The 24,059-nt window shown below is 68.5% G+C and carries 19 protein-coding genes and 2 pseudogenes; 7 read left to right on the forward strand and 14 right to left on the reverse strand.

Translation table 11 applies throughout. The annotated features are described in order from the left end of the window. The 9 genes and pseudogenes from ltrA to ACIHCL_RS35865 all read right to left on the reverse strand — a co-directional run. The coding region (ltrA, locus tag ACIHCL_RS35825; protein ID WP_399868660.1) for a group II intron reverse transcriptase/maturase at positions 1-1,072 on the reverse strand (1,072 nt) is incomplete at its 3' end. An 818-nt stretch (positions 1,073-1,890) separates the two neighbouring features. Beyond that, the gene (gene fumC, locus ACIHCL_RS35830; protein ID WP_399868683.1) at positions 1,891-3,321 is read right to left on the reverse strand and encodes a class II fumarate hydratase; all 1,431 of its coding nucleotides are present in this window, start codon (positions 3,319-3,321) and stop codon (positions 1,891-1,893) included. Positions 3,322-3,347: 26 nt separating this feature from the next. After that, positions 3,348-5,003, reverse strand: a complete 1,656-nt coding sequence (locus ACIHCL_RS35835) for an NAD-dependent malic enzyme (RefSeq protein ID WP_399868661.1) — start codon at positions 5,001-5,003, stop codon at positions 3,348-3,350. Between the two features lie 231 nt (positions 5,004-5,234). After that, positions 5,235-6,086: an SDR family oxidoreductase gene (locus tag ACIHCL_RS35840; protein ID WP_399868662.1), complete on the reverse strand. Its 852-nt coding sequence runs from the start codon at positions 6,084-6,086 to the stop codon at positions 5,235-5,237. 312 nt (positions 6,087-6,398) lie between these two features. Next, positions 6,399-7,172 (reverse strand): glycoside hydrolase family 15 protein, encoded by a 774-nt coding sequence (locus ACIHCL_RS35845; protein ID WP_399868663.1) that lies wholly within the window; start codon positions 7,170-7,172, stop codon positions 6,399-6,401. Between the two features lie 67 nt (positions 7,173-7,239). After that, positions 7,240-7,440 (reverse strand): annotated as a pseudogene (locus ACIHCL_RS35850) (trehalase-like domain-containing protein); the annotation flags it as partial. A 457-nt stretch (positions 7,441-7,897) separates the two neighbouring features. Continuing rightward, entirely contained in the window at positions 7,898-8,578 is a 681-nt protein-coding gene (locus ACIHCL_RS35855) for a class I SAM-dependent methyltransferase (RefSeq protein WP_399868664.1), read from the reverse strand. After that, entirely contained in the window at positions 8,575-9,078 is a 504-nt protein-coding gene (locus ACIHCL_RS35860; RefSeq protein WP_399868665.1) for a hypothetical protein, read from the reverse strand. The genes ACIHCL_RS35855 and ACIHCL_RS35860 overlap by 4 nt, the downstream gene beginning before the upstream one ends. A gap of 2 nt (positions 9,079-9,080) precedes the next feature. Further along, positions 9,081-10,283 carry a molybdopterin-dependent oxidoreductase gene (locus ACIHCL_RS35865; RefSeq protein WP_399868684.1) on the reverse strand — a complete coding sequence of 401 codons (1,203 nt, stop codon included), beginning with the start codon at positions 10,281-10,283 and terminating at the stop codon, positions 9,081-9,083. Positions 10,284-10,642: 359 nt separating this feature from the next. Here ACIHCL_RS35865 and ACIHCL_RS35870 point away from each other — a divergent pair. Next, positions 10,643-11,092: pseudogene (locus ACIHCL_RS35870) on the forward strand (GtrA family protein); the annotation flags it as partial. Here ACIHCL_RS35870 and ACIHCL_RS35875 read toward each other — a convergent pair. Next, entirely contained in the window at positions 11,050-12,591 is a 1,542-nt protein-coding gene (locus tag ACIHCL_RS35875) for a glycosyltransferase 87 family protein (protein ID WP_399868666.1), read from the reverse strand. The pseudogene ACIHCL_RS35870 and the gene ACIHCL_RS35875 sit on opposite strands and share 43 nt — an antisense overlap. A 70-nt stretch (positions 12,592-12,661) precedes the next feature. Between ACIHCL_RS35875 and ACIHCL_RS35880 the strand changes: the two genes are divergently transcribed. From ACIHCL_RS35880 to ACIHCL_RS35890, 3 genes are all read left to right on the forward strand, one after another. After that, positions 12,662-13,741 (forward strand): NAD-dependent epimerase/dehydratase family protein, encoded by a 1,080-nt coding sequence (locus tag ACIHCL_RS35880; RefSeq protein ID WP_399868668.1) that lies wholly within the window; start codon positions 12,662-12,664, stop codon positions 13,739-13,741. Between the two features lie 212 nt (positions 13,742-13,953). Next, a complete protein-coding gene (locus ACIHCL_RS35885; protein WP_399868670.1) occupies positions 13,954-14,652 on the forward strand; it encodes a glycosyltransferase family 2 protein in 699 nt (232 codons plus the stop codon). Further along, the gene (locus ACIHCL_RS35890; RefSeq protein ID WP_399868672.1) at positions 14,649-15,284 is read left to right on the forward strand and encodes a DUF2064 domain-containing protein; all 636 of its coding nucleotides are present in this window, start codon (positions 14,649-14,651) and stop codon (positions 15,282-15,284) included. Before ACIHCL_RS35885 ends, ACIHCL_RS35890 begins: the two co-directional genes overlap by 4 nt. A gap of 734 nt (positions 15,285-16,018) precedes the next feature. Here ACIHCL_RS35890 and ACIHCL_RS35895 read toward each other — a convergent pair. Both ACIHCL_RS35895 and ACIHCL_RS35900 read right to left on the reverse strand, forming a co-directional pair. Beyond that, the gene (locus ACIHCL_RS35895) at positions 16,019-17,497 is read right to left on the reverse strand and encodes an amidase (protein WP_399868674.1); all 1,479 of its coding nucleotides are present in this window, start codon (positions 17,495-17,497) and stop codon (positions 16,019-16,021) included. Positions 17,498-17,535: 38 nt separating this feature from the next. Then, positions 17,536-18,297 (reverse strand): 5-oxoprolinase subunit PxpA, encoded by a 762-nt coding sequence (locus tag ACIHCL_RS35900; protein ID WP_399868676.1) that lies wholly within the window; start codon positions 18,295-18,297, stop codon positions 17,536-17,538. 172 nt (positions 18,298-18,469) lie between these two features. Here ACIHCL_RS35900 and ACIHCL_RS35905 point away from each other — a divergent pair, with 172 nt between their 5' ends. Together ACIHCL_RS35905 and ACIHCL_RS35910 are read left to right on the forward strand one after the other, a co-directional pair. Beyond that, positions 18,470-19,363 carry a LysR family transcriptional regulator gene (locus tag ACIHCL_RS35905; protein WP_399868677.1) on the forward strand — a complete coding sequence of 298 codons (894 nt, stop codon included), beginning with the start codon at positions 18,470-18,472 and terminating at the stop codon, positions 19,361-19,363. A 397-nt stretch (positions 19,364-19,760) separates the two neighbouring features. Next, the gene (locus ACIHCL_RS35910; protein ID WP_399868678.1) at positions 19,761-20,360 is read left to right on the forward strand and encodes a hypothetical protein; all 600 of its coding nucleotides are present in this window, start codon (positions 19,761-19,763) and stop codon (positions 20,358-20,360) included. Positions 20,361-20,407: 47 nt separating this feature from the next. Here ACIHCL_RS35910 and tpg read toward each other — a convergent pair whose 3' ends face one another. Continuing rightward, positions 20,408-20,965 carry a telomere-protecting terminal protein Tpg gene (gene tpg, locus ACIHCL_RS35915; protein ID WP_399868679.1) on the reverse strand — a complete coding sequence of 186 codons (558 nt, stop codon included), beginning with the start codon at positions 20,963-20,965 and terminating at the stop codon, positions 20,408-20,410. A 15-nt stretch (positions 20,966-20,980) separates the two neighbouring features. After that, positions 20,981-23,194: a telomere-associated protein Tap gene (tap, locus tag ACIHCL_RS35920; RefSeq protein WP_399868680.1), complete on the reverse strand. Its 2,214-nt coding sequence runs from the start codon at positions 23,192-23,194 to the stop codon at positions 20,981-20,983. A gap of 161 nt (positions 23,195-23,355) precedes the next feature. Between tap and ACIHCL_RS35925 the strand changes: the two genes are divergently transcribed. Continuing rightward, a complete protein-coding gene (locus tag ACIHCL_RS35925) occupies positions 23,356-23,958 on the forward strand; it encodes a DinB family protein (RefSeq protein WP_399868681.1) in 603 nt (200 codons plus the stop codon). The last annotated feature ends 101 nt before the right edge of the window (positions 23,959-24,059 follow it).

Below are 24,059 nucleotides of genomic sequence, written 5' to 3' on the forward strand. Positions count from 1 at the left end.
AGAACCGGCCGTAGTAGTTGATCCATCCCCGCACGACGGGGTTGATCTCCCGTGCGAGGTCTGCCAGGGACGATCCACTGCGCAGGTGCAACCGCCATCTGCGGATCTGCGCCCGGATGCGCTTGGCCGCCGCATCGCTGATGGCCGGGTTGAAACCGAAGAAGTAGCTCCCCGTCTTCGACCGGACTTTTCGCGAGCGGAACGTGTATCCGAGGAAGGTGAACGAGACATGCTCGTACGAACCACGCCTCTTGCCGTCCTTGCAGTACACGATGCGGGTCTTGTCGGGATGCAGCCGCAAGCCCCCGCACTCAGCCAGCCGCTGGCCGATCGCCTGACGCACCTGGTGCGCCTCGGCCTCGGTGCGGCAATAAACCACCATGTCATCGCAGTAGCGCTCGAACCGGACGCCCGGGAAGACCCGGTCCATCCAGGTGTCAAACGCGTAGTGCATGAACAGGTTCGCCAACAGGGGCGAGATCGCCGAGCCTTGGGGACTCCCGCGATCTCGCGCGGCCAGCTCGCCACTTCTGTGCTGCAGCGGGGCCTTCAGCCAGCGCTCCACATACAGCAGAATCCACCGCTGGCCGGTGTGATGGGCCACCGCCTTGAGGACCAGATCATGATCGAGGTTGTCGAAGAACCCCTGAATATCGATGTCGACCGTCCAGTCGGTCCTCCAGCACCGCTCTCGGCAGGCCGCGACCGCGTCCAGCGCGCTTCTGCAGGGCCGATAGCCGTAGGAATCGGGATGGAACAGCGGTTCCACCTCCGGCTCCAAGACCATGGCCGCCGCCGTCTGCGCGATCCTGTCCGCGACCGTCGGCACTCCGAGAACCCTGACCTTGCCTGCTCCCCCGGGCTTGGGGATCTCCACCATCCGCACCGGCGGCGGGAAGTAGCTGCCCGACGACATCCGATTCCACAGCTTGTAGAGGTTGCCCCGCAGGTCAGCCTCGAACTGCTCGATCGACTCGCCGTCCACTCCGGCCGTTCCCCGGTTCGCCTTGACCCTGAGATACGCCTCCCAGAGCACATGCTTCGAGATCTCGAACGGCTTTGGCCCGCTCATCCGGCTCCTCCCGGGAACTCCGGTTGACCGCCAAGCAGACCTGGATGATCCGTCCCCTTCGCTCCACCCGCATTACCGGGCTTCCTCGCTACTACGAGACGGTCTGCCCCCGTGCCCCGCATCGGTACTCCGCCCCTTGCGGTGTTGGCCGCTTGGGGATCTCCCTCTCGCCGCCGGCCTCGCGGGCCGGCAGCAGTATCGGGGCGACAGGTTCTCACGTTCCGTGCAAGAGCCCAGGTCAGGCTCGCGCCGCCTACATGCCGGACGCCATCCGGGCAGTCAGCAGGCTCCCCCCGGACTTGTCCCAGAGCCCTGGTCTCGCCCTGGTTTCGACGCCACTGGAATTTATTACGACACATCATCAGCGGTTCGCTCTCGCTCGCCTTCCTGACCCACACCTGACGCGATCACCGCCGCGCCTTTTCCCGCAACGCTCACCACGAACGGCACTTAACCGACGCAGCCTGCGGTGGTTTGGAGCCTCCCCCTGCAGGGCGACCCCGGAGGACCTACCTCCATCTCTCGCACAGCACCGCTTCCGGAAGCTCCTCCATCGACGCCTCCTTCAGCGTTCGTGACACACGACCAGGTAAAACAACCTGCCCAGCAAAATCACGGCCAGTGCCATGAGAACGCAGAAACTACATGCGACAAGACCGCGTGTCTCAACGAAGTTGATACAACCCCAGGTCAGCCAGTCCATCGCCAGACCAAACGACACCAGTTCTCAACCGATCTGCAACACCCCAGCCCACACCACACCCCACACCTCAACTCACCCACCCGCCAGCAGCACTCACGATGTCCGCAGCCGCGGGTCAGGCGCCGGAAACGCCGTCGCCGACCATGGAAAGCGGGTCAACAACGGATTCAAATGTTTTTTCGTCGACGTGACCGCTTGCCAGCGCGGCCTCTTTCAGGGTCTGGTTGTTGGCGAGCGCGGACTCGGCGATGTGCGCGGCGTTCTGGTAACCGATAATGGGGCTCAACGCCGTTACCAGCATCAGGCTCTCGTTCACGTATTGTGCGATTTTGCTCCGGTTGAGCTCGGTGCCGTCGACGGAGAACATCCGGAACTTCTCCATCCCATCTGCAAGAATGCGCGCGGAGTGCAGGAAATTGTTGATGATCACCGGGCGCATCGCGTTCAGTTCAAAGTTGCCCTGGCTCCCGGCGAAAGCCACTGCGGAGTCGTTGCCGAGCACCTGAATCGCAATCATCACGATGGCTTCGCACTGGGTCGGATTGACTTTGCCAGGCATGATCGAGGAGCCGGGTTCATTCTGGGGCAGAAGTAGCTCGGCGAAGCCGGCGCGTGGGCCTGAGGCCAACCATCGCATATCGTTGGCGATTTTCATCACGGCAACGGCCAGTCCGCGCAGCGCTCCGTGTGCCCGCACCATGGGGTCCAGCGCCCCCTGCGCCATGAACTTGTTGTCGGCGGTAATGAACGGCTTGCCGGTCAGTTCGGCGATCTGCGCCGCGACGTCACGACTGAAGCCCTTCGGCGCGTTCAGTCCTGTTCCGACGGCGGTGCCGCCCAGGGCCAGTGCGAGCAGCCCCTTGCGGCTGTGCTCGATCTCCTCGATGCAGGCGCGTACTTGGGCGGCGTAACCTGACCACTCTTGTCCTACGGTAAGTGGTACGGCGTCTTCGAGGTGCGTGCGGCCGATTTTCACGACCGTGTTCCATTCTTTGGCCTTTGCTTCGAGGGCCGCAGCAAGGTCTCGAGCTTGCACCAGGAGATGGTCGTCGAACTCCTGCACCGCGGCGATATGCATCGCGGTCGGGAAGCTGTCGTTGCTGGACTGCCCCATGTTGACGTCATCGTTCGGGCCGACCGGCTTCTGGCTCCCGGGCGTGCCGCCGAGCAACTGCGACGCCCGGTTGGAGATGACCTCGTTGACGTTCATGTTGCTTTGGGTACCCGACCCTGTCTGCCAGACAAAAAGGGGAAAGTGCTCGTCAAGCTTCCCCCCGATAACTTCCTCCGCGGCCTGTACGATCGCCTGTTTCTTCCATTCGGGCAGCCGGTTGGCGGCAGCGTTCACGAGCGCCGCCGCTTTCTTCACGTAGCCGTAGGCGTGGTAGACCTCTTTGGGCATCCGGTCGTCGCCGATGGAGAAGTGGATCAGCGACCGTTGCGTCTGCGCCCCCCAGTAGCGGTCTGCCGGCACCTCGACCGTGCCCATGCTGTCGAATTCTTCACGCTGTCCGTCGGCCTGGATCCCGATCGGCACTTTCCGCATCTCGGGGACGGACTGGTCACCCCGGCTCACTTCGCATCCTCCACATCGCTCGTGGGATAGACCGGCTGCCACATCGCATCCTGGACCGCCTGAATGAGGTTTTTGTGCGTCTTCGTCGCGACTCCGTCCTGTGCCGCGGCGCGGGCGACGGCGACTGCGACTGTGGCCGAGGACGCCCTCAGGTTTGCAACCGGCGGCAGGAGTGATGCCCCCGGCCGGGACACGTCGACCTGGCCGGCCACTGCTTCGGCAGCGGCGAGCAGCATGCCGTCGGTCACGTGACGGGCGCCCGAGACGATCGTGCCGAGGCCGAGTCCGGGGTAGAGGAGCGCGTTGTTGGCCTGTCCGATCTCATAGGAGATGCCGTTGTATTCCACCGGTCCGACCGGGATGCCGACCGCCATCAGCGCTCTCCCCTCGGACCAGGCCATCGCCTCAGAAGGCATGACCTCGATGCGACTCGTCGGATTTGACAGCGGCAGGAGGATCGGGCGGTCCACTCCCTCGGCCAGGGCGCGCACGACGTCCTCAGTGAAGGCGTTATGGACGGTCGACGTGCCGATGAGGATGGTGGGTTTGACATGTTTGATGGTGGTCAGCAGGTCGATCTCACCGTCGGCCCACGCGCTCACCTCGGGCTTCGGCCTTGAATACGCCTGCTGGTAGTCAGGCAGGTCCGCCATGTCGTCGGTCACGAGACCGTGGACGTCGACGAGCCAGATATTGCTCTTCGCCTGTGCGGGTGTGGCACCATTGCGCACCATCGCTGCGTGGATCTGGTCGGCCATGCCGGTGCCGGCAGTCCCCGCTCCGAAGACCACCAGTCGCTGCTCGGACCAGCGTGCCTTGGTGACCTTCAGGGCAGAGAACACCGACGCCATGACGATCGCCCCAGTGCCCTGCATGTCGTCATTGAAGATCCGGTACTTGGCGGAGTTCTCCACCAGGATCCGCCGGGCGTTCGACGGCCCGAAGTCTTCGAAGTGCAGCAGCGCATTCGGGAACAACTCGGACACGGTCTGGAGGTAGAGGGCGATGAAGTCGTCGTACCGCTTGCCGGTCAGCCTCGCATGCCGGTTGCCCAGATAGGACGAACTGTTGAGCAGCAGCTCGTTGTCTGTCCCGACATCGAGGTTCACGGCGATGACCCGGTTCGGGTCGATGCCGGCTGCGGCAGTGTAAACGGCGAGTTTGCCGATGGAAATATCTGTCCCATTGACGCCCCAGTCTCCGATACCCAAAATCTCCTGAGCATCGGAGACAACGATCATATCGACATCGTCTGCACCAAGACCGAGCGACTCGAATGATGCTTTCACGTCCTCGGGACGGTTAATTGACAGGTATACCGCGCGCGAGTCGCGATAGTCCACGGACCATTGCTCAATCGCGTCACCCACGGTTGGGTCATACACGACGGGCAGCAGCTCGTCGAGGTGATCGGCCAGCAGTTTGAAATACAGAACTTGGTTCCGATCGTGAATCTCATTGAGATAGATGTACTTCTGCAGATCGGACGATTTCTGTTTGAGTTGCGCGTAGGCCCGATTGGCCTGCTCGTCGAGGGTCTCGACGGCCGCCGGCAGCCGCCCGGTGATCCCGAGCTTCGCCCGCTCCTCCAGTGTGTAAGCGGTGCCGCGGTTTCGGTAGCGATCCTGCAGGACGGCCGGTTTGACAGGCATGGATTTCCCTTCGACAGGATTCGAGCATTGGCGCTGTGCGATACGGTCCGGGCAGAGTTCCCCTGAGCATCGGAGCCCATTACTGCCTTCGCCTCTACCACTGCGGCGCCTGCTGCTGCGTGAGAGTCGGCGAAGAGTTCGCTGTGCCCAGGCACAAGCGTGATGACGAGGCACGCCTCGGCTGTGTACGCCCCCGGCGATCAGGGTGAGCTGCGGTCACCCGAAACGCGGTCAGCTTGCGACGGGGGTCTCAGGCTGCATCTCGTGGGAGTTTTGAATGGCCTGATGCCGGGTCCCGAGGCCATCCGTGACCTTGCGCTCCCAGGGAACCTGCTGGAGGCGCTTGGTCTCTTCGAGCATCGACGCAGGCTCCAGATTGCGGAAGCGGTCGACCTCCCCGGCAGCGACGGCGGTCAACGTCGCGTAGACCGCTTCAGGATCGAACTGGGCTCGGGGGAAGGCCAGCTTGGAATAGTCAAAGAGCCGCTGCGAGGGGTCGTCCTCCCAGCTCTCCCAGGTCTGGAACATGCGATCGTTGAAGCCGGTCAAGAACGGCCCCGGGTTGACCGTGGCGACCTCGACGTTGTACTCCTGCAGCTCGTAGGCCATGGTTTCGGCGATCGCCTCGACCGCATGCTTGGAAGCGGAGTAGATACCGGTGAAGGGGTTGACGTTCAGGCCCTCTCGAGATGACACCCATACGATTCTGCCGGTGCCGCGCTCGACCATCTGCTTGGCGATCCCCTGAGTGAGGAGCAGCGGTCCGGTGATGTTGACCTCAAACTGGTGCCGGATGTTCGATGCAGGGATGTCTACTGTTGAGCCGCCTTCGCCGACTCCTGCGTTATTCACCAGGATCTCCACACCCCAGTTGAGAGCCTTACGACGATCACCGTCGTTGGTGACGTCAAGTTTCTCGACCTGCAGGCTCACCCCTCGCTCGGCCGCTTGCCGCTTCAGCGTCTGGACCTGGGCGTAGATCTCCACCGCGGCGATCACGTCGAAACCCTTTTCCGCCAAACGCATCGCAGCCTCGTACCCGAAGCCGGTTGCAGCTCCCGTGATAAGCACCTTCTTCAGCATACGATTCACCATGTTGATCTTCCCTTCGGCTTCTTCTGCGCAACTGCCAAACCCGGAGCGTCGAATTCATTTCACGTGCAGTCGGCCAAGGCACGCCGACACGCTGCCTTCACGGAAACACGTTCCCTTCCGGCGGAGTTGTCGCGTCGGCTGAACGGGGTGGGATGATCTTCAGGTTGGTCACGGCGGAGGTTGATCGTTCGTAGCGAGTACACCGCCGGGCGCTGCCACTTTGTTGGGTGTGTGGGTGTGTGACGGTGTGTCGGGACATGGCGGGCCTGCGGTCCGCGCCTGCGTTCAGATGGCCTACGGTCAAGAAGCCGCTCTGCGCGCTCTGTTGGAAGCACGCGGCGTGGGCCCGCTGACCCGCCCGGAGGCGGTGCGCTGGCTGGGCTCGGAGGTGCGGCCGGTGAGGGCGAGGGCTTGGGCAAGCCAGAAGGTGGACAGCAGGAAGGCGCCTTCTTCTCCCTGCAGTTCGTCGGTGAGGTAGTGGCGGACCAGGTCGTTGCGGTCGGTCAGTTGGGTGGCGATGGCCAGCATGGTGGACTGGACGCGCGGGTCGTGCGGCGGCAGGAAGCCGACGATGGGAAGCATCAGCGCGGAGGCGTCGAGCTTGTCACTGTCGAATGCCTGGGTGAAGGCGCCCAGGCCGGGGTTCCAACCGTGTTGCTCGGTGGCTTGGCGGATCCGGTCGCGCTCGTGCTGCCGGTGGGGCAGGTGTTCGTCGGCCTGGAGGGCGGGAGCCATGATGACGGCGCGGTCCAGGGCGACCCAGCACATCAGTTTCGAGTGGAGGAAGTGCCTGCTGGGGCCGCGTCTTTCCCAGATGCCCTGATCCGGTTGGGTCCACCGCTGGGCGGCTGTCTCGGCCGCCTGGAGCAGGAAGGTGCGGGTGGCCGGGTCGAGCGGCTCACCGGGCGGAAGGGTCTGATGAGCCGCGTCGAGGAGTTCGCCGTGGACGTCGAGTTGGCGTTGACGCCAGGCGTCGTTGCCGATCCGTACGGGGCTGATGTCGCGCCGGACGCAGGAGCGTTCCGGGGGACGCCGTGCCGAGCGCGTGCCCGCGTTCGCGCCGCCCCAGGGCAAGGGCGTCGCGCAGGACCGCCGTGCCTTTGGCCGTCCGGAAGGTCGTCTCCAGGACAAGAGTGTCCTCGACGTAGCGGCGGCTGATGTCGACCGGGCCGGCAGGGCGGATGGACCAGTGGCCGGCGTCCTCGTCGAGGAGTCGGGCGAAGATTGCGGGGCTGTCGAATCGGGGGAGGCACAGCCAGTCCACCGATCCGTCCGAGGTGACCAGCGCGGCCGAACGGCAATCGGACAGCGGAGCGTGGTCACCGATCGGCCGCGTGCTCACGCGTCTCAGCCCGTGCGCCTCGGGCCGGACGGGGCCCGGCTGGGACGATGTGAGCGGTCGCCTGCGCCGCGGGGCCCTCCAGGTGCTCGACCAGTCTCATTGATCCCGACCTCCCAAGTGCCCCTCCCGGCAACGTTTGCCCCGTCGCGCCGCCCGGCACGCACGCTCGCGGCGTTGTCGGAGTCGTCCGAGTACGTCCAGTACGAGGACGATCCTCCGCCTTGCGATCGCGCGCGCCAGACGCCGCACGGCCCGGCCTCCGGCCGGACGACGCCAGTGTGAAGACACGTCCTGGTACGGCGGACTTCCCTCCACTCAATCAGCACGATCGGCGGATCGCACGTGCCGGCCACCGGTGGCTGCCCCGACCGGGTGACACGGCCCGGTTCCGCGCCCTGCACGCGGGGTCCGGTCGGCGGGCGTCGTGTCTCCTCGTCACCGCGTGGTGTGCCCCGCCTCAGCGACGACGTCCCGAGGCCGTGTCCCGGTGGCCGAGGGCGAGGAAGCATCGTTGGCCGCATCTCCACTGGTCGGTGACGCTGAGGGCAAGGTCCTCGGCGATCCTGTGGAGTGCCGGTGCCCCCAGACGTGCCCAGGGAAACGGCGGACCTTCGTGGCCATGGCTGTCTTCGAATTGGGCGGTGCAGCGTTCCTCCACATCGTCGAGGTCGACCTCGACGAGGAGAAAACCCGTCGGGGCGGTGACCTGGATGCAGCGGTACAGCAGGGCGCGCGGGTCACCGCCGATACCGATGTTGCCGTCGATGAGCAGGACGGTCTCCCAGCCTCCCTCAGCCGGTAGCCGGTCGAACACCGATTGGCGCAGCGCGATTCCGCCGAGAGCGACGGTGTGGGCCACCGCGCGGGGAGCCACATCGACGCCGAGCGCGAAGGCTCCGCGACCCAGGAGTGCCCTGCACAGCCGGCCGGGCCCGCAGCCGACGTCCAGAATGGGGTCGACGCAGCGATTGAGCACGGATTCGTCGGCCACGGTGGGGTGTGCGTACCAGCGATCCACCGGCATCCGGATCCGACGCCCGTCCGCCAGCCGCAGATACACCAGTTCGCGGCCGCTGCCCAGGGCCAGTGCGTAAGGGTCCGCGTCGGCGCAGGGCGACCGCTCCTCGCCGGGCGTCATGACGCGGCGTCGTGACCCGGTGCGGGTCGTTCCTCGTCGGCGCGGGCGGCCCGCCGGAGGCGGCGGAGCTTGAGGGCGAAGGCAAGGGCGGAGGCGCCGAAGAGCACGGCGGTGATGGCCAGCCATCGGCCGAGGTAGACGCCTTCGGACAGTCGTGCGGCATCGGGGTAGGGGATCGCGAGGTCGAGGATGAGGGGGAACCAGACGAGCAGGAGCACGCCGGAGAGGAAAGCGGGCACCCGCAGGTAGTTGATCCACGGCGGTTGCGGCATGCGGGGGGCGCGATGCCGCAGGACGGCTTGAGCCGACAGATCGGCGAGTGAGTACAGGGGGAGCAGGATCAGGTCGTGGACGATCGCCGCGCCGACGAACCAGATCGCGACCTCGATCGGGCGGACGGCGAACAGTCGCACCAGGGCGTAACCGGTGAGGGCGAACGAGGCGATCAGGACGAGAAGATGGAGGGGGCCGGAGCCGTACCAACGGACGAAGCGCGCCATGGTCACGTCCTGAAGGTGAGCCGACGCACCCACTTGGTGTTGTTCACGCCGGGATTGGCCGGGACGATGACGCGGGCCGGGTGACCGTGGTCGAGCGAGAGGTCCGCGCCGTTGACCCGCAGGGCGAGCAGCGATCGGAGATCGTGAATCTGGTTGCCCCGCAGTATCACCGAGCTGTAGGGGCCGCGGGGCTGGACGGACTCCACCAGGACGCTTCCGGCGTCGGGGAGGCCCGCCAGGGCGGCGAGGTCGGTCAAACGAAGGCCGCTCCAGTCCTGGTCGTCGGTGGACCACCCCTCCACGCAGGCGATCGGCAGCGCGGCGGCATGCTGGTGCATCGCGAGGAGTTGTGCGCGGGTGAAGACGAGGGTCGGCCCGGGGCCGCGGACCTCCAGCCGCCAGTCCGGCCCGACAAGGGCGGGGGTGACGCCGACGGACGCGGCCGTCTTGTTGACCTGGAAGTCCTTCGGGCCGCCGCCCGGGTCACGGTTGTGCGGCGCGAGAAGGGCGGTCCTTCGCAGCCGGCCGCCGATGCTCTGTCCCGCGGTGACCACGAGGAGGAGCAGCGACCCGGCCCCCACCATGGCGAGTGCGCCGCGCCGGGACATGGTCGGCGCGGCGGGTTCGAGCGCGACCGGACCGTCCGGGTCGGGTGGCTCCGGTCGGGTGCCGGCGAGCCCGGTGCGCAGCTCCGTCAGCAGGTTGCGGGAGCGCAGGGAGCGGGTCATCCGGCCGAGTTTCAGGCTCACATGGACGACGAACGCGGCGATGAACACCCAGGCGCCGTAGAAGTGCAGGGTGTAGAAGGAGCCCGGGAAGACGTAGTAGAGCTGGATGTTGAGGATCCCGGTGACGAACTCGAAGACGACCCCGCCCACCAGCGCCAGCAGCGACAGCCGCTCCAGCGCGTGGGCGGCGCTGCGGACCGGCAGCCACTCGAACAGCTTCGGGATCACCGACCACAGTTTGGCCAGCACCACCGGCACCAGGACCACGCCGAGCGTCACGTGCACGCCCTGGGTGAGCCGGTACAGCCAGTAGGGGTGCGTGGGCCAGTCGAACAGGTAGAAGCCCAGCAGGCCCTTGTCCGGTGTCTGGTCGTTGAGTGCGCCGAGGCCGGGGTTGTAGGCGGCGTAGGACAGCGCGCCGGTCACGAAGAGCAGGGGGATGCCGATCAGCAGCACCAGGCCGAAAACGGACGTCAGCCAGGGCCCGCGGAGGGGACTGCGCCAGAAGCCGGGACGGAACGGCCCCGGGGGCGGAGGGGTGCGCTCGACCCGCCGTACAAGGGCCCGGGTACGAGCGGCCCCTTTGGTGGCCCTCGCCGCCGCGGCAGCGCGAACGCGCTCCAGGCGCCCCGGCGCGTGGTCCTCGTCCGGTCCCGGGCCCTGCGGCCCGCCGGAGTCCGGTGCCGACGGCCGTTCGCCCCTGCTCACCGGCCGCCTCCTCTGCCTCCGTGCCGGCTCTCCGAGGGGTGGATCGAATCCCGCCGCGCCGTCGGTGTCTGTCGAGTCGTCAGCTACAAACTGACACAGACGGAGGCGTCTTTCCGTGCCTGGCGTGCATGCGGGTGTCCGTCGCCAGCCGAACGGCCGAACCGGCGCTCCGCACGGATCGACGGGGCGCCCGGTGGCCTCATGATCGTGGGGTGCGACGCCACGGCACACATAGCAGCGCCTTGACCCGGCCCCGCCGCACCGCGCTGACCAGGGAAGCGTTCTGGTTCGTCGTGATCGGCGTCGCCTCCACGGCGGCCCAGGCCCTGCTGTACTGGGTTCTGCGCCACTGGTCGCCGCCCGTCCTGGCCAATTTCGCCTCCCTTTTCGCCGTCACCGTCCTCAACACGGAGGCCAACCGCCGGCTGACCTTTCGCGGGTCCCCGGTCCGGTTCCTCCAGGCGCATCTGGCCGCAGGGGGCCTTTTCGTCCTGGCGTACCTGGTCACCTCGGGCGCTGTCCTGCTCTTCCGCCACTACCGACCCACCGCCTCGCCCGCGGCGGAGACCTTGGTGCTCGCGCCGAGCTTCGCCCTGGTGACCGTGGTGCGCTTCACCGTCCTGCGGATGGTCGTCTTCAGACGCCGCCACCGATGACCCCCTCGCACCCGATGCCGCCCGCACGCCTGCCCTCCCGCGCCGTCCCGCCGCCCGTCTCCGCCGCCACGCGCCCGCGCCCGGACGAGTACACCGGCGAGCACCGTCGCAGCGGCCGTCCCGTACGCGGCTGCCTGGACGCCAGGCGAGTGCAGATCGTTCGCGACATACAGCACGGTGCCCGCGGCGGCGACGGCGAGCCACTCCCCTGGGCCACCCATGGCCACGAGAGCCACGACGAGCAGCGCATACCAGTAGTACGCCGGCGAGGTGAGCAGCAGCGCGGTGCCTGCGACCAGCAGCGATCCATGCCACGGCCGTTCTGGATCGCCGTGCCGCAGGACGTACCAGGCGGTGAGCGCAACCAGTACGGCAGCGGCCGGACCGGCCCACGCGTCCGGCAGCACCAGCCGCAGCAGCGCGAACCGGCCGACGTCGCCCGGCTCGTACCCTTCCTCCCGCAGATAGCCGGGGAGATAGCCCAGGACTGCGGAACCGGACGCCAGCAGGTAGGGGAGATAGACGAGCGCCACGACGCCAACGGCGGCGAGCAGCACGCTCGCCGCCTCCCGCAGCCGGGCACGCGGGCTGCGCCCGGGGGCCAGCACCCCCGACAGTGCGCCTGGAAGGGTGAGTGCGGGCAGCAGCTTGGCGGCGATCGCCGCCCCGAGCAGCGCTCCACGGCGTGCTCCCGCGGCCGCGCCCAGCGCGGCCACCGTGAGCAGCACTCCGACGGTGTCCACATGGGCGTCGTTGACCGCGGCGAACGGCACCGCCGGACACCATGCCCACAGCGCCACCCGCCGCATGTCACCACACGTACGCCGCCGCACCAGCAGCAGCGCCACCGTCGTGGCGACGGAGAGCACCGCACCTGCGAGTTGCAGGGGCTTGTGCCGCCCGTCCGCCGGGGAGACGGCGTGCACCAGCAGGAACCACCCCTCGGCCACGGGCGGATAGATCGTGGGTTCGGACGGCCTGTTGATGTGCGTGCACACACCCGCCACTCGGTGGAAGTCCCACCCGTGGCACTCGGTCCCAACGGGGAAGAGCCACGGATCACGCAACCGGGCAAGCTGTGGCGTGTCCGGCGGGTAGGCGTACGGGGAGATCCCCGCGGCCTGCACGCGACCGTCCCACGCATAGCGGTACATGTCGTCGCTGGTGCGCGGCGGAGCCGAGAACGCCGCCGCGCACAGGGCGATCCCCCCGGCCAGAATCAGCGCCACAGCGGTGCGCACCGGCACGCGCCGCACGGTCCACGCTGCTGCGGCGAACAGCACCCACGCGGCGGCGTACCAGTACAGCAGCGCGGCCGGATGGCCGAGATCACCGCCCAGGTGGACCGTCGCGGCGACGACGGCGACGAGGGCGGCGAGCAGTGCCGTGGCGCAGAGTGTGCGTACTCCCACGCCCGCCATGGTGGCAGCCGCGAGCAGGGCGGACGGCCTCGCAGCGCCGCGTGTCGGATCCGGCCGTAGCCTCGAAGGCATGCTGGTGCTTGTCACAGGAGGGGCCGGGTTCATCGGCTCCCACGTCGTCGGCGCGCTGGTCGAGGCCGGACATGAGGTGCGCGTGCTGGACGCGGTGCTGCCCGCAGCGCACGGCACTGCGGCCTTCCCGCCCTCACGGCCGCCCGGTGTGGCGTTCGTGCGCGGCGACGTGCGGGACCGGGCGGTGGTCGAAGAGGCACTGCACGCGGTGGACGCGGTCTGCCACCAGGCGGCGATGGTCGGCCTGAGCCGGGACTTCGACGACGTGCCCGCCTACGTGGGGTGCAACGACCTGGGCACCGCCGTTCTGCTCGCGGCCATGGCCCGGCTGCGGGTGAGCGAGTTCGTCCTGGCCGGCTCGATGGTCTACTACGGCGAGGGCCGCTACTCATGCGCCCGCCACGGGGCCGTCCGGCCCGGCCCGCGCCGGGTCGCCGACCTGGACGCCGGACGGTTCGAGCCCGTCTGCCGACGCTGCGGCGATCTGCTCACCCCCGGCCAGGTGCCGGAGGACACGCCGCCCGACCCGCGCAACGTCTACGCGGCGACGAAAGTCGCCCAGGAGCACCTGGCCGCCGCCTGGGCACGGGCCACCGGCGGCCGGGCGGTCGCCCTGCGCTACCACAACGTCTACGGACCGGGAATGCCACGCGACACCCCCTACGCCGGGGTGGCCTCGCTCTTCCGTTCCGCGCTCGCCCGCGGCGAGCCGCCCCGGGTCTTCGAGGACGGCGGTCAGCGCCGGGACTTCGTCCACGTCGCCGACGTGGCCGCCGCCAACCTGGCGGCGCTCGGCGCGATCGGCGCCGCGATCCCGGACGGCACACTGCGCGCCTACAACGTAGGTAGCGGAAGCCCACACACCGTGGGGGAGATGGCCACCGCGCTCTCCGCGGCCCACGGCGGGCCCGCACCGGTGGTAACCGGTGAGTACCGGCTGGGCGACGTCCGCCATATCACCGCCTCCTCGTCACGGCTGCGCGAGGAACTCGGCTGGCTGCCCCGGGTACCGTTCACCGACGGCATGCGGGAGTTCGCCGGAGCCCCCCTGCGCGGCCGGGCATCGGAGCCTCGGTAACGCGCGTGCGGGAGATGGCCTCGAACCCGCGGCCGCCGGAACCGTCGCGGCCCGCACCGGTTCGAGGCGCCCGCCGCCCGGACCCCCGCGTCGCCGTCGAAAAGGGGGACGGCACACTCGCCCACACCATAGGGCGACGGCAGACCGCATCAGGTAATCCGGATGCATCACTCCATTTCCTCCCCTACACAGATATTCATACGCTGAAAGACATGACCGAGAGGCATCGGCCCCTTGTGGACGTCGTGCTGCCATGTCTTGACGAAGCGGCCGCCCTTCCCTGGGTACTGGAGCGGATACCGCCCGGGTGGCGCGCCGTGGTCGTCGACAACGGCTCGACCGACGGCTCCGCCGAACTCGCCGCGTCGCTGGGCGCGCACGTCGTGAGCGAACCGGTACGCGGCTTCGGCGCAGCCTGCGCGGCCGGGCTGCGCGCCGCCACCGCGCCCGTGGTCTGTCTATGCGACTGCGACGCCTCCCTCGACCCCGGGCTGCTGCCGTCGCTGGCCCACGCCGTCCTGGACGGCGAGGCGGACCTGGTGCTTGGGCGGCGCAGGCCGACGACACGCCGCGCCTGGCCGGTGCACGCCCGGCTCGCCAACCGCGAGCTGGCCCGGCTGATCCGCCGCCGCACCGGCCTGCACCTGCACGACCTCGGCCCGATGCGGGTGGCCCGCCGGAAGGCCCTGCTCGACCTGGACCTGACCGACCGCAGGTCGGGCTACCCGTTGCAGATGGTCATCCGCGCCGCCGACGCCGGATGGCGGGTGCGCGAGGTCGACGTGCCCTACCGCCCACGTGCCGGCCGCTCCAAGGTCACGGGCACCTGGCGTGGCACCTGGTACGCGGTGCGCGACATGCGCGCGGTCCTCTGCGAGCCGTCTCGGCGTCCAGCGGGAACCCCCCGGTGAGCGGCGCGGACGGACCGACCGCGCTGCTGGTGATAGCCAAGGAACCACGGCCTGGGCACGTCAAGACTCGGCTCACGCCGCCGTTCACTCCTGCCCAAGCCGCCGCCCTCGCGGAGGCGGCGCTCGCCGACACCCTGGAGACCGTACTGCGCTGCCCCGCCCGCCGCCGGATGCTCATCCTGGACGGCGCGCCCGGACCCTGGCTGCCGCCCGGCATCGAGGTGATCCCGCAGGCGTCCGGCGGCCTGGACGAGCGGCTGGCCGCGGCCTTCGCCGCCGTATCGGACGGCCCCGCCCTACTGGTCGGCATGGACACCCCGCAGCTCACCCCGGAGCTCCTCGCCCCCGCACTGGATCCCGGCGCGTGGCGGAAGTGCGACGCATGGTTCGGCCCGGCGGAGGACGGCGGGTTCTGGGCGCTCGGCCTCGCCGCGCCCGCCCCGGCGCTGTTGCGAGGCGTCCCGATGTCCACCGCGCACACCGGCGCCGCCCAGCGCGACCGCCTCACCGGGGCAGGCCTCCGGGTGCGCGACCTGCCGCTCCTGCGCGACGTGGACACAGCGCCCGACGCCGCCGCGGTGGCGGCCGCAGCGCCGGGATCGAGGTTCGCCACCCTCTTGGAGCTTTTGTAGGACTCTGTCGCTCAATCCGGTCGGGCCGTTCAGGTGGCGATCTCCATGCCCATAGTCATCGCTCACGAACAGCCTGGCCGTTCCCCGCCCGGACGGGCACCAGAGGTGACGCGCCCGGGCTGGCGACGTCGCCTTGGTCCCGGTCGTGCCCGCCGATGTCTCCTTTCGTTCCCCGCTCCAGCGGGCCCGGCCGCCCATGCGCAGCTCGGGGGCTGGCGAGCGAAGTCGTGCAAGGTCCTGCGCCAGCCCTGGGAGACTGGGGTGGTGAATGCCGTAAGTCGCCGGGCGCTGGGCCCCGGCACCGATCGCCCCCTGCCCGAGCGGCCCGTCCGGGACCCTCGGACCCTGACCGCCGCCGAGCGCGCTGCGGCTGGCGACTGGACCGCCGGGACCGTCCCTGTCTCCCTTGCACCTGTACCAAGCGGGCGTCGGCGCCCGCTCGGGACCGGCCCCGCCGGCCCCGGCACCGCACCCGGGCAAACCTGACCAGTTCCGCTGCGTGTGCCTGGCCGGAACCGGCGGTGGTCTGGCGGGGTTTCGGGCTCGGGCAGGGTCGGCGGCAAAGTGCGATGGCGCACCAGGAGCGCCCCTGGTGGCGGTCCGGAGCCCGGTGGCCGGCGCGAGGTTCTGCGCCGACCGTTACGGGCTCGAGCCGCCGCCATCGGACAGCGGAAACCTTCTGTGAGCCCGTTCCTGGTTGGCCCGGCCCGCGCCGCCGAGTCGCCTCGGCGGCCTCAGAGCGCGGGGGCACGGCGGTGCCGGGACTGCTTCTCGTACCCTGCGGCCCAGCTGAACAGGTCGGCCTCGCTGTAGGGTCGACCGACGAGTTCGATCCCGACCGGGACCTCGGCGTCGGTGAATCCCGCTGGGACGGTGATCGAGGGAAGCAGTGCTTGCGAAGCAATCAGTGTGTTGGTCGGGAAGCTGAGCACCGTCCACTCCTTGCGTTCCTCGTTCGACGGCGCCGGAACACGGGTTGTGGGATAGGTGAGCGCGTCGAGTCCGTGCTGATCCATCACCTTGAGGATCACGCGCGTGAACCTGTCGCGGGCAACAAAGCGTCCGGTGTAGTCCGGGTCCGACTCCGGAGCTTCGGGGCCGGCACTCACCGCCTCGAGAAGATCCAGCTCGCGGTGGTACCTGCCGCGCGCGACGACGTCGGCGACACGCAGGTCGCTCAAGGCCGGTCGTTGCTTGAGGTAGAGATCGATGTCGTGACGCGAGCAGGCGACGTACTGGCTGGTATCCACCAGGAACTCGTCCAGGTCGGGGATCTCGACCTCGACGACCTCGGCTCCCGCCGCTCGCAGGTCCTCGGCCGCTTGCCGAGTGAGAGCGTTGACGGCCGCGCTGCGCGGGTCGGCCTCGCTGCCGAGAGCGTTGGTGACCAGACCGATGCGGGCACCGGCCACGCTGCGGTCGCCAAGGGAGGCCATGTAGCTGACCGGGGGCTGCGCCATCGTCGCCGCCACTGAGAAGTCGTCGCCCTCGTCGTAGCCGGCAATGACGTCGAAGACCGTCACGGCGTCCTCGACGCTGCGCGCCAGAGGCCCGACAGTGTCTTGGAACTCAACGAGGAAGCCGGTCCCGGTCCGCGGTACGACGCCGGGCGTGGAGCGGATGCCGACCAGATTGCAGAATGACGCCGGCAGGCGCACCGATCCACCGCAGTCGGTTCCGAGTGCGACGGTCGCCAGATTGGCGGATACCGCGGCCGCTGACCCGGAACTCGAGCCGCCCGGGTCGTGGTTGAGACAGTGCGGGTTCCGGGTCTCCCCACTGACTGAGGAGTAGGAGAACCAGGATGTCGCGAAGTCGGGCAGCGTCGTCTTGGAGATGATCACCGCGCCCGCTGCCCGGAGCCGGGCCACCGCGACCGCGTCGCGCTCGGGACGGTGACCGCGAAGCGCCTCGCTGCCACATGTGGTGTCCATGTCCACGGTGTCGATGTTGTCCTTGACGGCGACGACCACACCGTGCAACGGCCCGGCGAGCTCACCGAACTCCCCCAGATACGCGTCGAGCTCGTCGGCCCGAGTCAACGCGTCCTCGTTGGTCGTCACGATCGAGTTCAGGCCGGGACCGGATCGGTCCAGCGTCTCGATCCGCCCGAGGTACTCCTCCACCACGGCCCTGACGGTCGTGCGGCGTTCACGGTATGCCTGCAGGAGCTCCTGGATGGAGATCTCCTGAACTGCTACGGAAGTCGACATCGCTGTGTTCTCTCTCGTGTGTTGCTATCGGGCTCATGTCAGGCGAAGGAGCGGACGGCGATGCCCGCATCCTCAAGGGCCGCGCGGGTGGCCGCGACAAGGCGGGAAGCGCCACGGGTGTCACTGTGAAGGCAGATCGAATCGAATTCGATCGGGACGGTCGAGCCAGTCACGGTCTCGACCGTGCCCTCGCGGCAGGCCTGCACGACCTTGGCCGCCACCGCGTCGGGTTCAAGGGAGCCGACATCGCGTGTGAAGACGATCTGCCCGTCATCGCCGTAGTGACGGTCCCCGTAGAACTCGCAGACCACCGGATGCCCGTGCCGGCGAGCCACCCGGTCCAAAACACTGCCCGCCATGGCGAGGACGGGCAGCTCGGAGTCGGCGACGTCGAGCGCTTCGACGAGGGCAGTGGCGAATTCCTCGTCACGGGCGGCATGCATGTAGAGCGCCCCGTGCAGCTTGAGGTGCTGCAGATTCAAGCCGTGCTGACCTATGAGCGCGCGGACCGCGCCAAGCTGGTAGAGAACATCGCAGACCAGCTCGTCGGCCGAGGCCTCGATATGGCGTCGGCCGAAGCCCACGAGATCGCGGAAGCCCGGATGCGCACCGACGCCGACGCCGTACTCCTTCGCCAGCGCCGCCGTGCGGTCGATCGTGCTCGGGTCGCCCCCATGGAAGCCTCCGGCCACGTTGATCGAGGAGACCAGCGGCATCATCTGGGCATCCACATCGTCGTCGAAGGTCCAGGGGCCGAACCCCTCGCCCATGTCGCTGTTGATATCGACCGCGGCCCTCATTGGCTGTCTCCCTCTGTGGATCGCGTCTCTTCTCCATACGCGCCTCCCGTCCTCCTCAACGACCCTAGAGAGCGGGCCTGCCATTGAAAACAACAGTCTTGCGATGTCCAGCCATCGGAGAAACAGATACACTTGCGAGATCGGGAGAGCGACAAGCGGAAGGGAGACGGCGTTGGGTTTCTCGCTGCGTCAGCTGCGGTACTTCGTCGCCGTCGCCGAAACGGGCCAGTTCAGCGCCGCCGCTCGCGAGCTCTACATCTCCCAGAGCACGATCACCACCTCGGTCCAGGGCATCGAGCGCCAGCTGGGACACCACGTCTTCGAGCGAAGCGTCCACGGCGTCGAACTCACCGATGCCGGGCGGGCCCTGCTGCCCAAGGCCCGCCACATCCTCGAGCTCGTCGAGGATGCCGAGACGACCGTCGCCAGCGAGGCCAGCGTCGCAGGCCGCGTGCGCGTCGGCGCCAGCTACACCGTGATGGGCTACTTCCTGCCCCATCACATCCAGCGGGTCGCTGCCCGGTATCCAGCGGTGGAATTCGAGTGGCACGAGATGCACCGCGACACCATGGAGCAGCGGCTCATCGACGGCGACCTGGACTTCGCACTCCTGCTCACGTCCAACGTCAGCCATGATGGCCTCGACTTCGAGACGTTCGTGCGTTCCCCTCGGCGCCTGTGGACAGCGCCCACCCATCCGCTCGCGGGACGCGCGAACCTGCGCCTCGCCGACATCGCCGAACATCCCTACGCGATGCTGACCGTCGACGAGTCCGAGAGGTCGACCCGCTCGTATTGGCCGGACCTTCGAACCGATGTCTTCGTCTCCACCTCTTCGATCGAGGCGATCCGCAGCCTGGTGGCCAACGGCACCGCGGTGACAGTCCTGTCCGACATGGTCTACCGCCCGTGGTCGCTTGAGGGCCGCCGTATCCACGCCGCAGCGCTTGCCGACCCCATCCCCGACATGCAGGTCGGCCTCGCATGGGCCAGCGCGCACCAGCCGACACCTGCGATGATCGCGCTGCGGCAGTACTTCTCGGATGCGTTCCACGTATCACGGTAAACGGGCGACCAGCATCGTGTCCTGACGCTCACCGCGCTCGTGTGGACGGTCCGGCGACAGGCTCGCTCCGGGTATATCCCACGCCCCCTTGCCCTCATCGGTTTCGAGACCTTGCGGCAAGACGGCGTCGGACAGGCCATCACGACGTGCGGGCCCACCAGCACGCCGTCGGCGCCCGCAGAAAGGGGCTCCAGCGGGAGAACCTGACGACCACTCTCTTGGGCGGTCCCGTGGCGGGCTGACCCGGTACAACGGGGCGGCCCTGACCAAACTGAAGGGTACGCGCAGCCCTGAAGCTTCCCCATCACGGACTCGACTACGGCCCCCAGCACGTTCCGGCGTTCCTCGCGCTGGAGGGGCCGAGCGTCACCTCGGCGCGTTCACCTCCGGGATCAGCATGCCGGTCCTGCGGCGCACATCCGCTGTCTTCCTCGTCCGCCGAGCCCTCGGAGGGAGCGTCGTCGACGCCGCCGAGTTCCTGGGCCTCGGCATCGCCGGACAGGGCCTGGGCACCCCCATCACACGATGGGCCCGCGGGCAGGGAACCCCCGATGCTTACGATCGCGCCCTCGACGCGATCACCGCCGAGTTCACTTCCGCGCCGTTGGTCGACTACCGGCACCGCCGCGAACACCTCACCGACTGGGCGATCCCGCCAGACGCATGGTGCAAGATCGCCGAGCAGCTCAAGCGACAACCGAGCCCCCGCTACATCTCCGAGAACCGCGCGCGCCTCGCCGCCACGGCCTACATCTGGACCCAAGTCACCCACGGCGAGACCCAATTCGCCCCACAACCATCCGAATCCCGCAACAACCCCAAGCTCAACAAGGCTTGGAGCCAGGACCGGTTCAGCATCGGACAGTGGCTCCGGCAGAACAAAGTGCCTCTCTACCAGCAGATGAAGCCACTACTCGACGCCTACGCCGAGCAGCTCAGCCACAACATCGAAACGGAGCACTCAAACGGCCAACTCGCACGCTCACTGGCCAACTGAAGCGCTCAGTCACAGGTCGGGTACTCGCGGACTGTTCAGGGTATGGCCTACAGGTCAAACTCCAGGTGTTCCACGTCTGTGAACCGGACCTCCTCCAGGCTCCCGGCGCGGCGGCCGCCGTCCTGGAAGTACACCTCCCTGAGCCCTTCGGCAGCGATCTCCTTGAGCCGCTGGTCGCTGGCTCCCTGCTCCTGGGCGTCGAAGAGGCGGGCGGCATAGGTGGGCGGCAGGGCGACGGTCAGGTGCCGGATCCGGTCCTCGTCCGTCGACCCGATCGGTGCGGTGTAGCCCATGCGGGCGCGGGTGTCGATGACGATGCCGCCCGTGCTCGCCGCCTTCGCCCTGGCCTTGGCCCGGATCTGCGGCTGCCAACGCTTCTTCACCTCGCGCTCCAGTCGCGCGGCGAGATCCGGGCGGGGCTTTTTGATCTGGTCCTTCACGTACCGTTCGACGGTGCGTTGGGAGACCCGCAGCATCTGGGCGACCGCCTTGGTGCCTTTGAGCTGCTTGACCAGGTACCGCATCTGCGCGCCGGCCGACTTCGGTGCGGGGCGGGTGAACGCCTTCTGCACCGCCTTGTCGAGGCCGTCCCCGAACATGCTCATCGCCTTCCTGCTCCCCTACTCGCCGTTGTCGGCGTCGGTGACGGTGCCGTCCTTGATGTACCGGGCGAGGTTGAGTTCCGGGGCGTTGAACTGCTCCCGTACACCTTCACCCCACAGAACGGACTGGGTGCCCTCGTGCTTGACCAGGCCGGGGTTGATGCCGAGCTTGAACCCTCCCGGGAGCGGCTTGCCCTGGCGGTAGGGCAGGAAGTCCAGCGGCGACTCGCCGTCGACCGCGTACACGACGCAGTCGGACAGGATCGCGACCGGGTACTGCCCGGTGAACGCCGCGTGGCGGACGATCTTGCGGTGGAGGTTGATCCGGGTGCGGGAGATGACCGCCGCGCGGATGTCCGGCCGCCACGTCGGGCGGGACAGGGCACGCCACGGCTCGCCCGGCCGCCAGCCCTCCCCGCGCGGGCGCTCGCGCAGCTTGCCCAGGCCTCCCTTCACCGTGGCCTTGATGGCGGAGACGACGATCGCCATCTCCGGGTCACGGCTCTTGTAGCCGCTCATCGCCGCGAGGAAGTCGGCCGGGGCGAGGTCGGCGTCGACGCCGAGGTCGGCCATCGTGGCGAGGTAGGCGTCGCGCAGCCGGTTGTACCAGCCGTCCAGGTAGCGGCCGTTCTCGCGCCGCACCCACGCCTCGACCGGCGTGACGTCGTAGCCGAGCTCCACCGCGTATGCCACGGTCGGCGTCGCGTACCAGGCCGGTCCCTCGGGGCGGTCGCCTTTCGGCGTGAACGGGCTGGGCAGCAGCGAGCCGTCCAGCTCCACCCACTCCTTACCGGCCTTCACCCGCGACAGGTCGACGTGGGACAGGTCCACCAGCCAGCTGCCGGGCAGCTTCGGGTCGAACACCGGCGCCTTGACGTACTCAGGCGCGCCGAGGCCGACGACCAAGCCGTTGGTCCCGGCGGCGAACGCCATGTTCACGTCCAGGCCCACGAGGTTGCGGCGCAGGCATTCGGCATCGGTCATCGGCCGCGCCCAGTCGTACGCCTCCTCAAGGAGCTTCTCACCGGGGCCGCGGACGTGGAACCGGGGCAGGTCCTTGAGGACCGGGTGACCGTCGGGGGCCTCGCACGGCGCCGGGTCGACCGGGTCCTTGCCCAGGCTGCCGGGGTTGCGCTCGGAGTGCCGCTTCCCCGTCGCGTCGGGCTCGGAGGCCCGGGTCGCCGGGTGCAGCGCGGTCATCAGCTCCAGGCCGGTCACGGCCGTGGAGCCGCGCGGCGTCATCACCCGGGACGCGTACACGCCCAGCACGCGGGCAAGTTCGGCCGGCGGGAGCCGCCAGGCCTCGCCCCAGTGCCGGATGTCCAGCGCGTTCCACGACGGAATGCACAGCTGCACACAGGACCGTTCCGAACCTTGCGCGGGCCGGTAGATCCGCGCCCACGGGCCAAGGCCGCGCTTGGTCAGCTGCCACTTCGCGCGGACCAGCTGCTTGATGACCTTGTGACCCTCCGGCAGGCGCCCGGCGATCCGCTCCTCCTCGCTCAGGGCGGCGGGGAGTCCGTAGCGCTCCAGCGCGGCCTGGGTGAGCACGAGCAGCGGGTCGGCATCCTTGCCCGGCCCGGACAGCTTCGGCTGACCGAGCCTCGCCTCCTTGAGCGTCCAGTCCACCAGGGAGGGAAGGGACTTGGCGGGCACGTCCAGGACCAGGCCGCCGGTGCAGTACGCCACCACCTGCCCGTCGGCATCGACGTCGACGACCGCCAACGGGCCGTTCTCGAACCGCGGATCGGTGGCCGCCGGGGCACCGGATGGGGCCGTCTTCCGCGCGCCCGGACGTCGCGACGTCGACGGCCTGGTGGTGCTCGCCGGGCGGGTCGCGGCGGCCGGAGCGGCGGCGACGGGGGCAGAGGCGGGGGGCTGGGTGTTCTCGGTTGCAGTCATGACCGCAGCCTCGGTGACCGGGCCTGTGGACAGAGTTCCGGCTTCCGCCGGGTCGGATGCGCCGGTGAACGTGGCGGACACCGGGGCCGGGTAAAGCTCCGCAAGCTGCTTCAGCAGCCGCGCATACGCCTCACGCTCCGGGCCGCGCGGCTCGGTCGGCTTCTTCGCCGACTCCCAGGCGGACACCGTGGCCCGACGAACCTTCAGCGCGGCGGCCACATCGTCCAGCGTCAGGCCGTGCGCGACCCGCAGCCGCTTGCGCTCCTCCGCCGACGGCAGCGGAGAACGGGACGCGACCAGCGCGTCGACCGCATCGAACAACTCGGACATGGAACACCTCCTGACCCACACCCTACCCCATGAACCGTACGCATAGCGCGCTCTTACCGTACAGATTGCGTACGAACACCGTACGAGTCAGCCTCGGGCGCATCGCCGGCTTCTTGTCACAGCCGCGTGGTTGGGTGGCCGCATCCTTGAAGGAGGACCACGTGACCGATCTCAAAGCGGAGCTGCACCGCAAGCTGCAGGCAGGACGGGCCGGTCTGCTCTCCAAGCTGGAGGGACTCACCGAATACGACATGCGCCGGCCCATGACACCCACCGCCACAAACCTGCTGGGCTTGGTCAAGCATCTGGCAGGCCTTGAGTACGGATACCTCGGCGAATCGTTCGACCGGCCGGCACCAGAGCCACTGGCCTGGGTCGAGGACGGTTCAATCTGGGAAGGCGCAGATATGTGGGCCAGGCCCGATGAGTCCAGCAAGTACATCATCGGGCTCTATCAACGTGCCTGCGGGCACGCCGACCGGACCATCACGGATCTCGCACTCGAAACCCCGGGCCAGGTGCCGCACTGGCCCGAAGACCGCCGGGCCACCACCTTGGGCGTGCTGCTCGTCCGCATGGTCTCCGAGACTGCCCAGCATGCTGGCCACGCCGATGTCCTGCGAGAGCTCATCGACGGCAAAGCCGGACCAGATCACGACGACTTCGGCGACTACGCCAAGTGGCAGCAGTATCACGCCCGCATCCAGGCAGCGGCCGACACCCACCGCGCTCAAGACCCGTCGAGACCGCCCAACCTTCGATGAGACGGGAGTGCGCCACGAGGCGCGATGCAATCGAGTGGAGGTGAAAGGCCACCACCTCCGGGCCGTCGCAGCGGCCTGGTGAAGCTGGGGGCAGCCTGATC

Source organism: Streptomyces sp. NPDC052042 (genome assembly GCF_044548345.1).
GTDB lineage: Bacteria > Actinomycetota > Actinomycetes > Streptomycetales > Streptomycetaceae > Streptomyces.

What these genes read in the sequence shown, in the direction of transcription:
- ACIHCL_RS35875 (WP_399868666.1), bottom strand. Translation starts at nt 12,591, where the DNA reads ATGGCGGGCGTGGGAGTACGCACACTCTGCGCCACGGCACTGCTCGCC.
- ACIHCL_RS35855 (WP_399868664.1), bottom strand. Translation starts at nt 8,578, where the DNA reads ATGACGCCCGGCGAGGAGCGGTCGCCCTGCGCCGACGCGGACCCTTAC.
- tpg (WP_399868679.1), bottom strand. Translation starts at nt 20,965, where the DNA reads ATGAGCATGTTCGGGGACGGCCTCGACAAGGCGGTGCAGAAGGCGTTC.
- ACIHCL_RS35895 (WP_399868674.1), bottom strand. Translation starts at nt 17,497, where the DNA reads ATGTCGACTTCCGTAGCAGTTCAGGAGATCTCCATCCAGGAGCTCCTG.
- tap (WP_399868680.1), bottom strand. Translation starts at nt 23,194, where the DNA reads ATGTCCGAGTTGTTCGATGCGGTCGACGCGCTGGTCGCGTCCCGTTCT.
- fumC (WP_399868683.1), bottom strand. Translation starts at nt 3,321, where the DNA reads ATGCGGAAAGTGCCGATCGGGATCCAGGCCGACGGACAGCGTGAAGAA.
- ACIHCL_RS35885 (WP_399868670.1), top strand. Translation starts at nt 13,954, where the DNA reads ATGACCGAGAGGCATCGGCCCCTTGTGGACGTCGTGCTGCCATGTCTT.
- ACIHCL_RS35880 (WP_399868668.1), top strand. Translation starts at nt 12,662, where the DNA reads ATGCTGGTGCTTGTCACAGGAGGGGCCGGGTTCATCGGCTCCCACGTC.
- ACIHCL_RS35835 (WP_399868661.1), bottom strand. Translation starts at nt 5,003, where the DNA reads ATGCCTGTCAAACCGGCCGTCCTGCAGGATCGCTACCGAAACCGCGGC.
- ACIHCL_RS35910 (WP_399868678.1), top strand. Translation starts at nt 19,761, where the DNA reads ATGCCGGTCCTGCGGCGCACATCCGCTGTCTTCCTCGTCCGCCGAGCC.
- ACIHCL_RS35900 (WP_399868676.1), bottom strand. Translation starts at nt 18,297, where the DNA reads ATGAGGGCCGCGGTCGATATCAACAGCGACATGGGCGAGGGGTTCGGC.
- ACIHCL_RS35860 (WP_399868665.1), bottom strand. Translation starts at nt 9,078, where the DNA reads ATGGCGCGCTTCGTCCGTTGGTACGGCTCCGGCCCCCTCCATCTTCTC.
- ACIHCL_RS35840 (WP_399868662.1), bottom strand. Translation starts at nt 6,086, where the DNA reads ATGCTGAAGAAGGTGCTTATCACGGGAGCTGCAACCGGCTTCGGGTAC.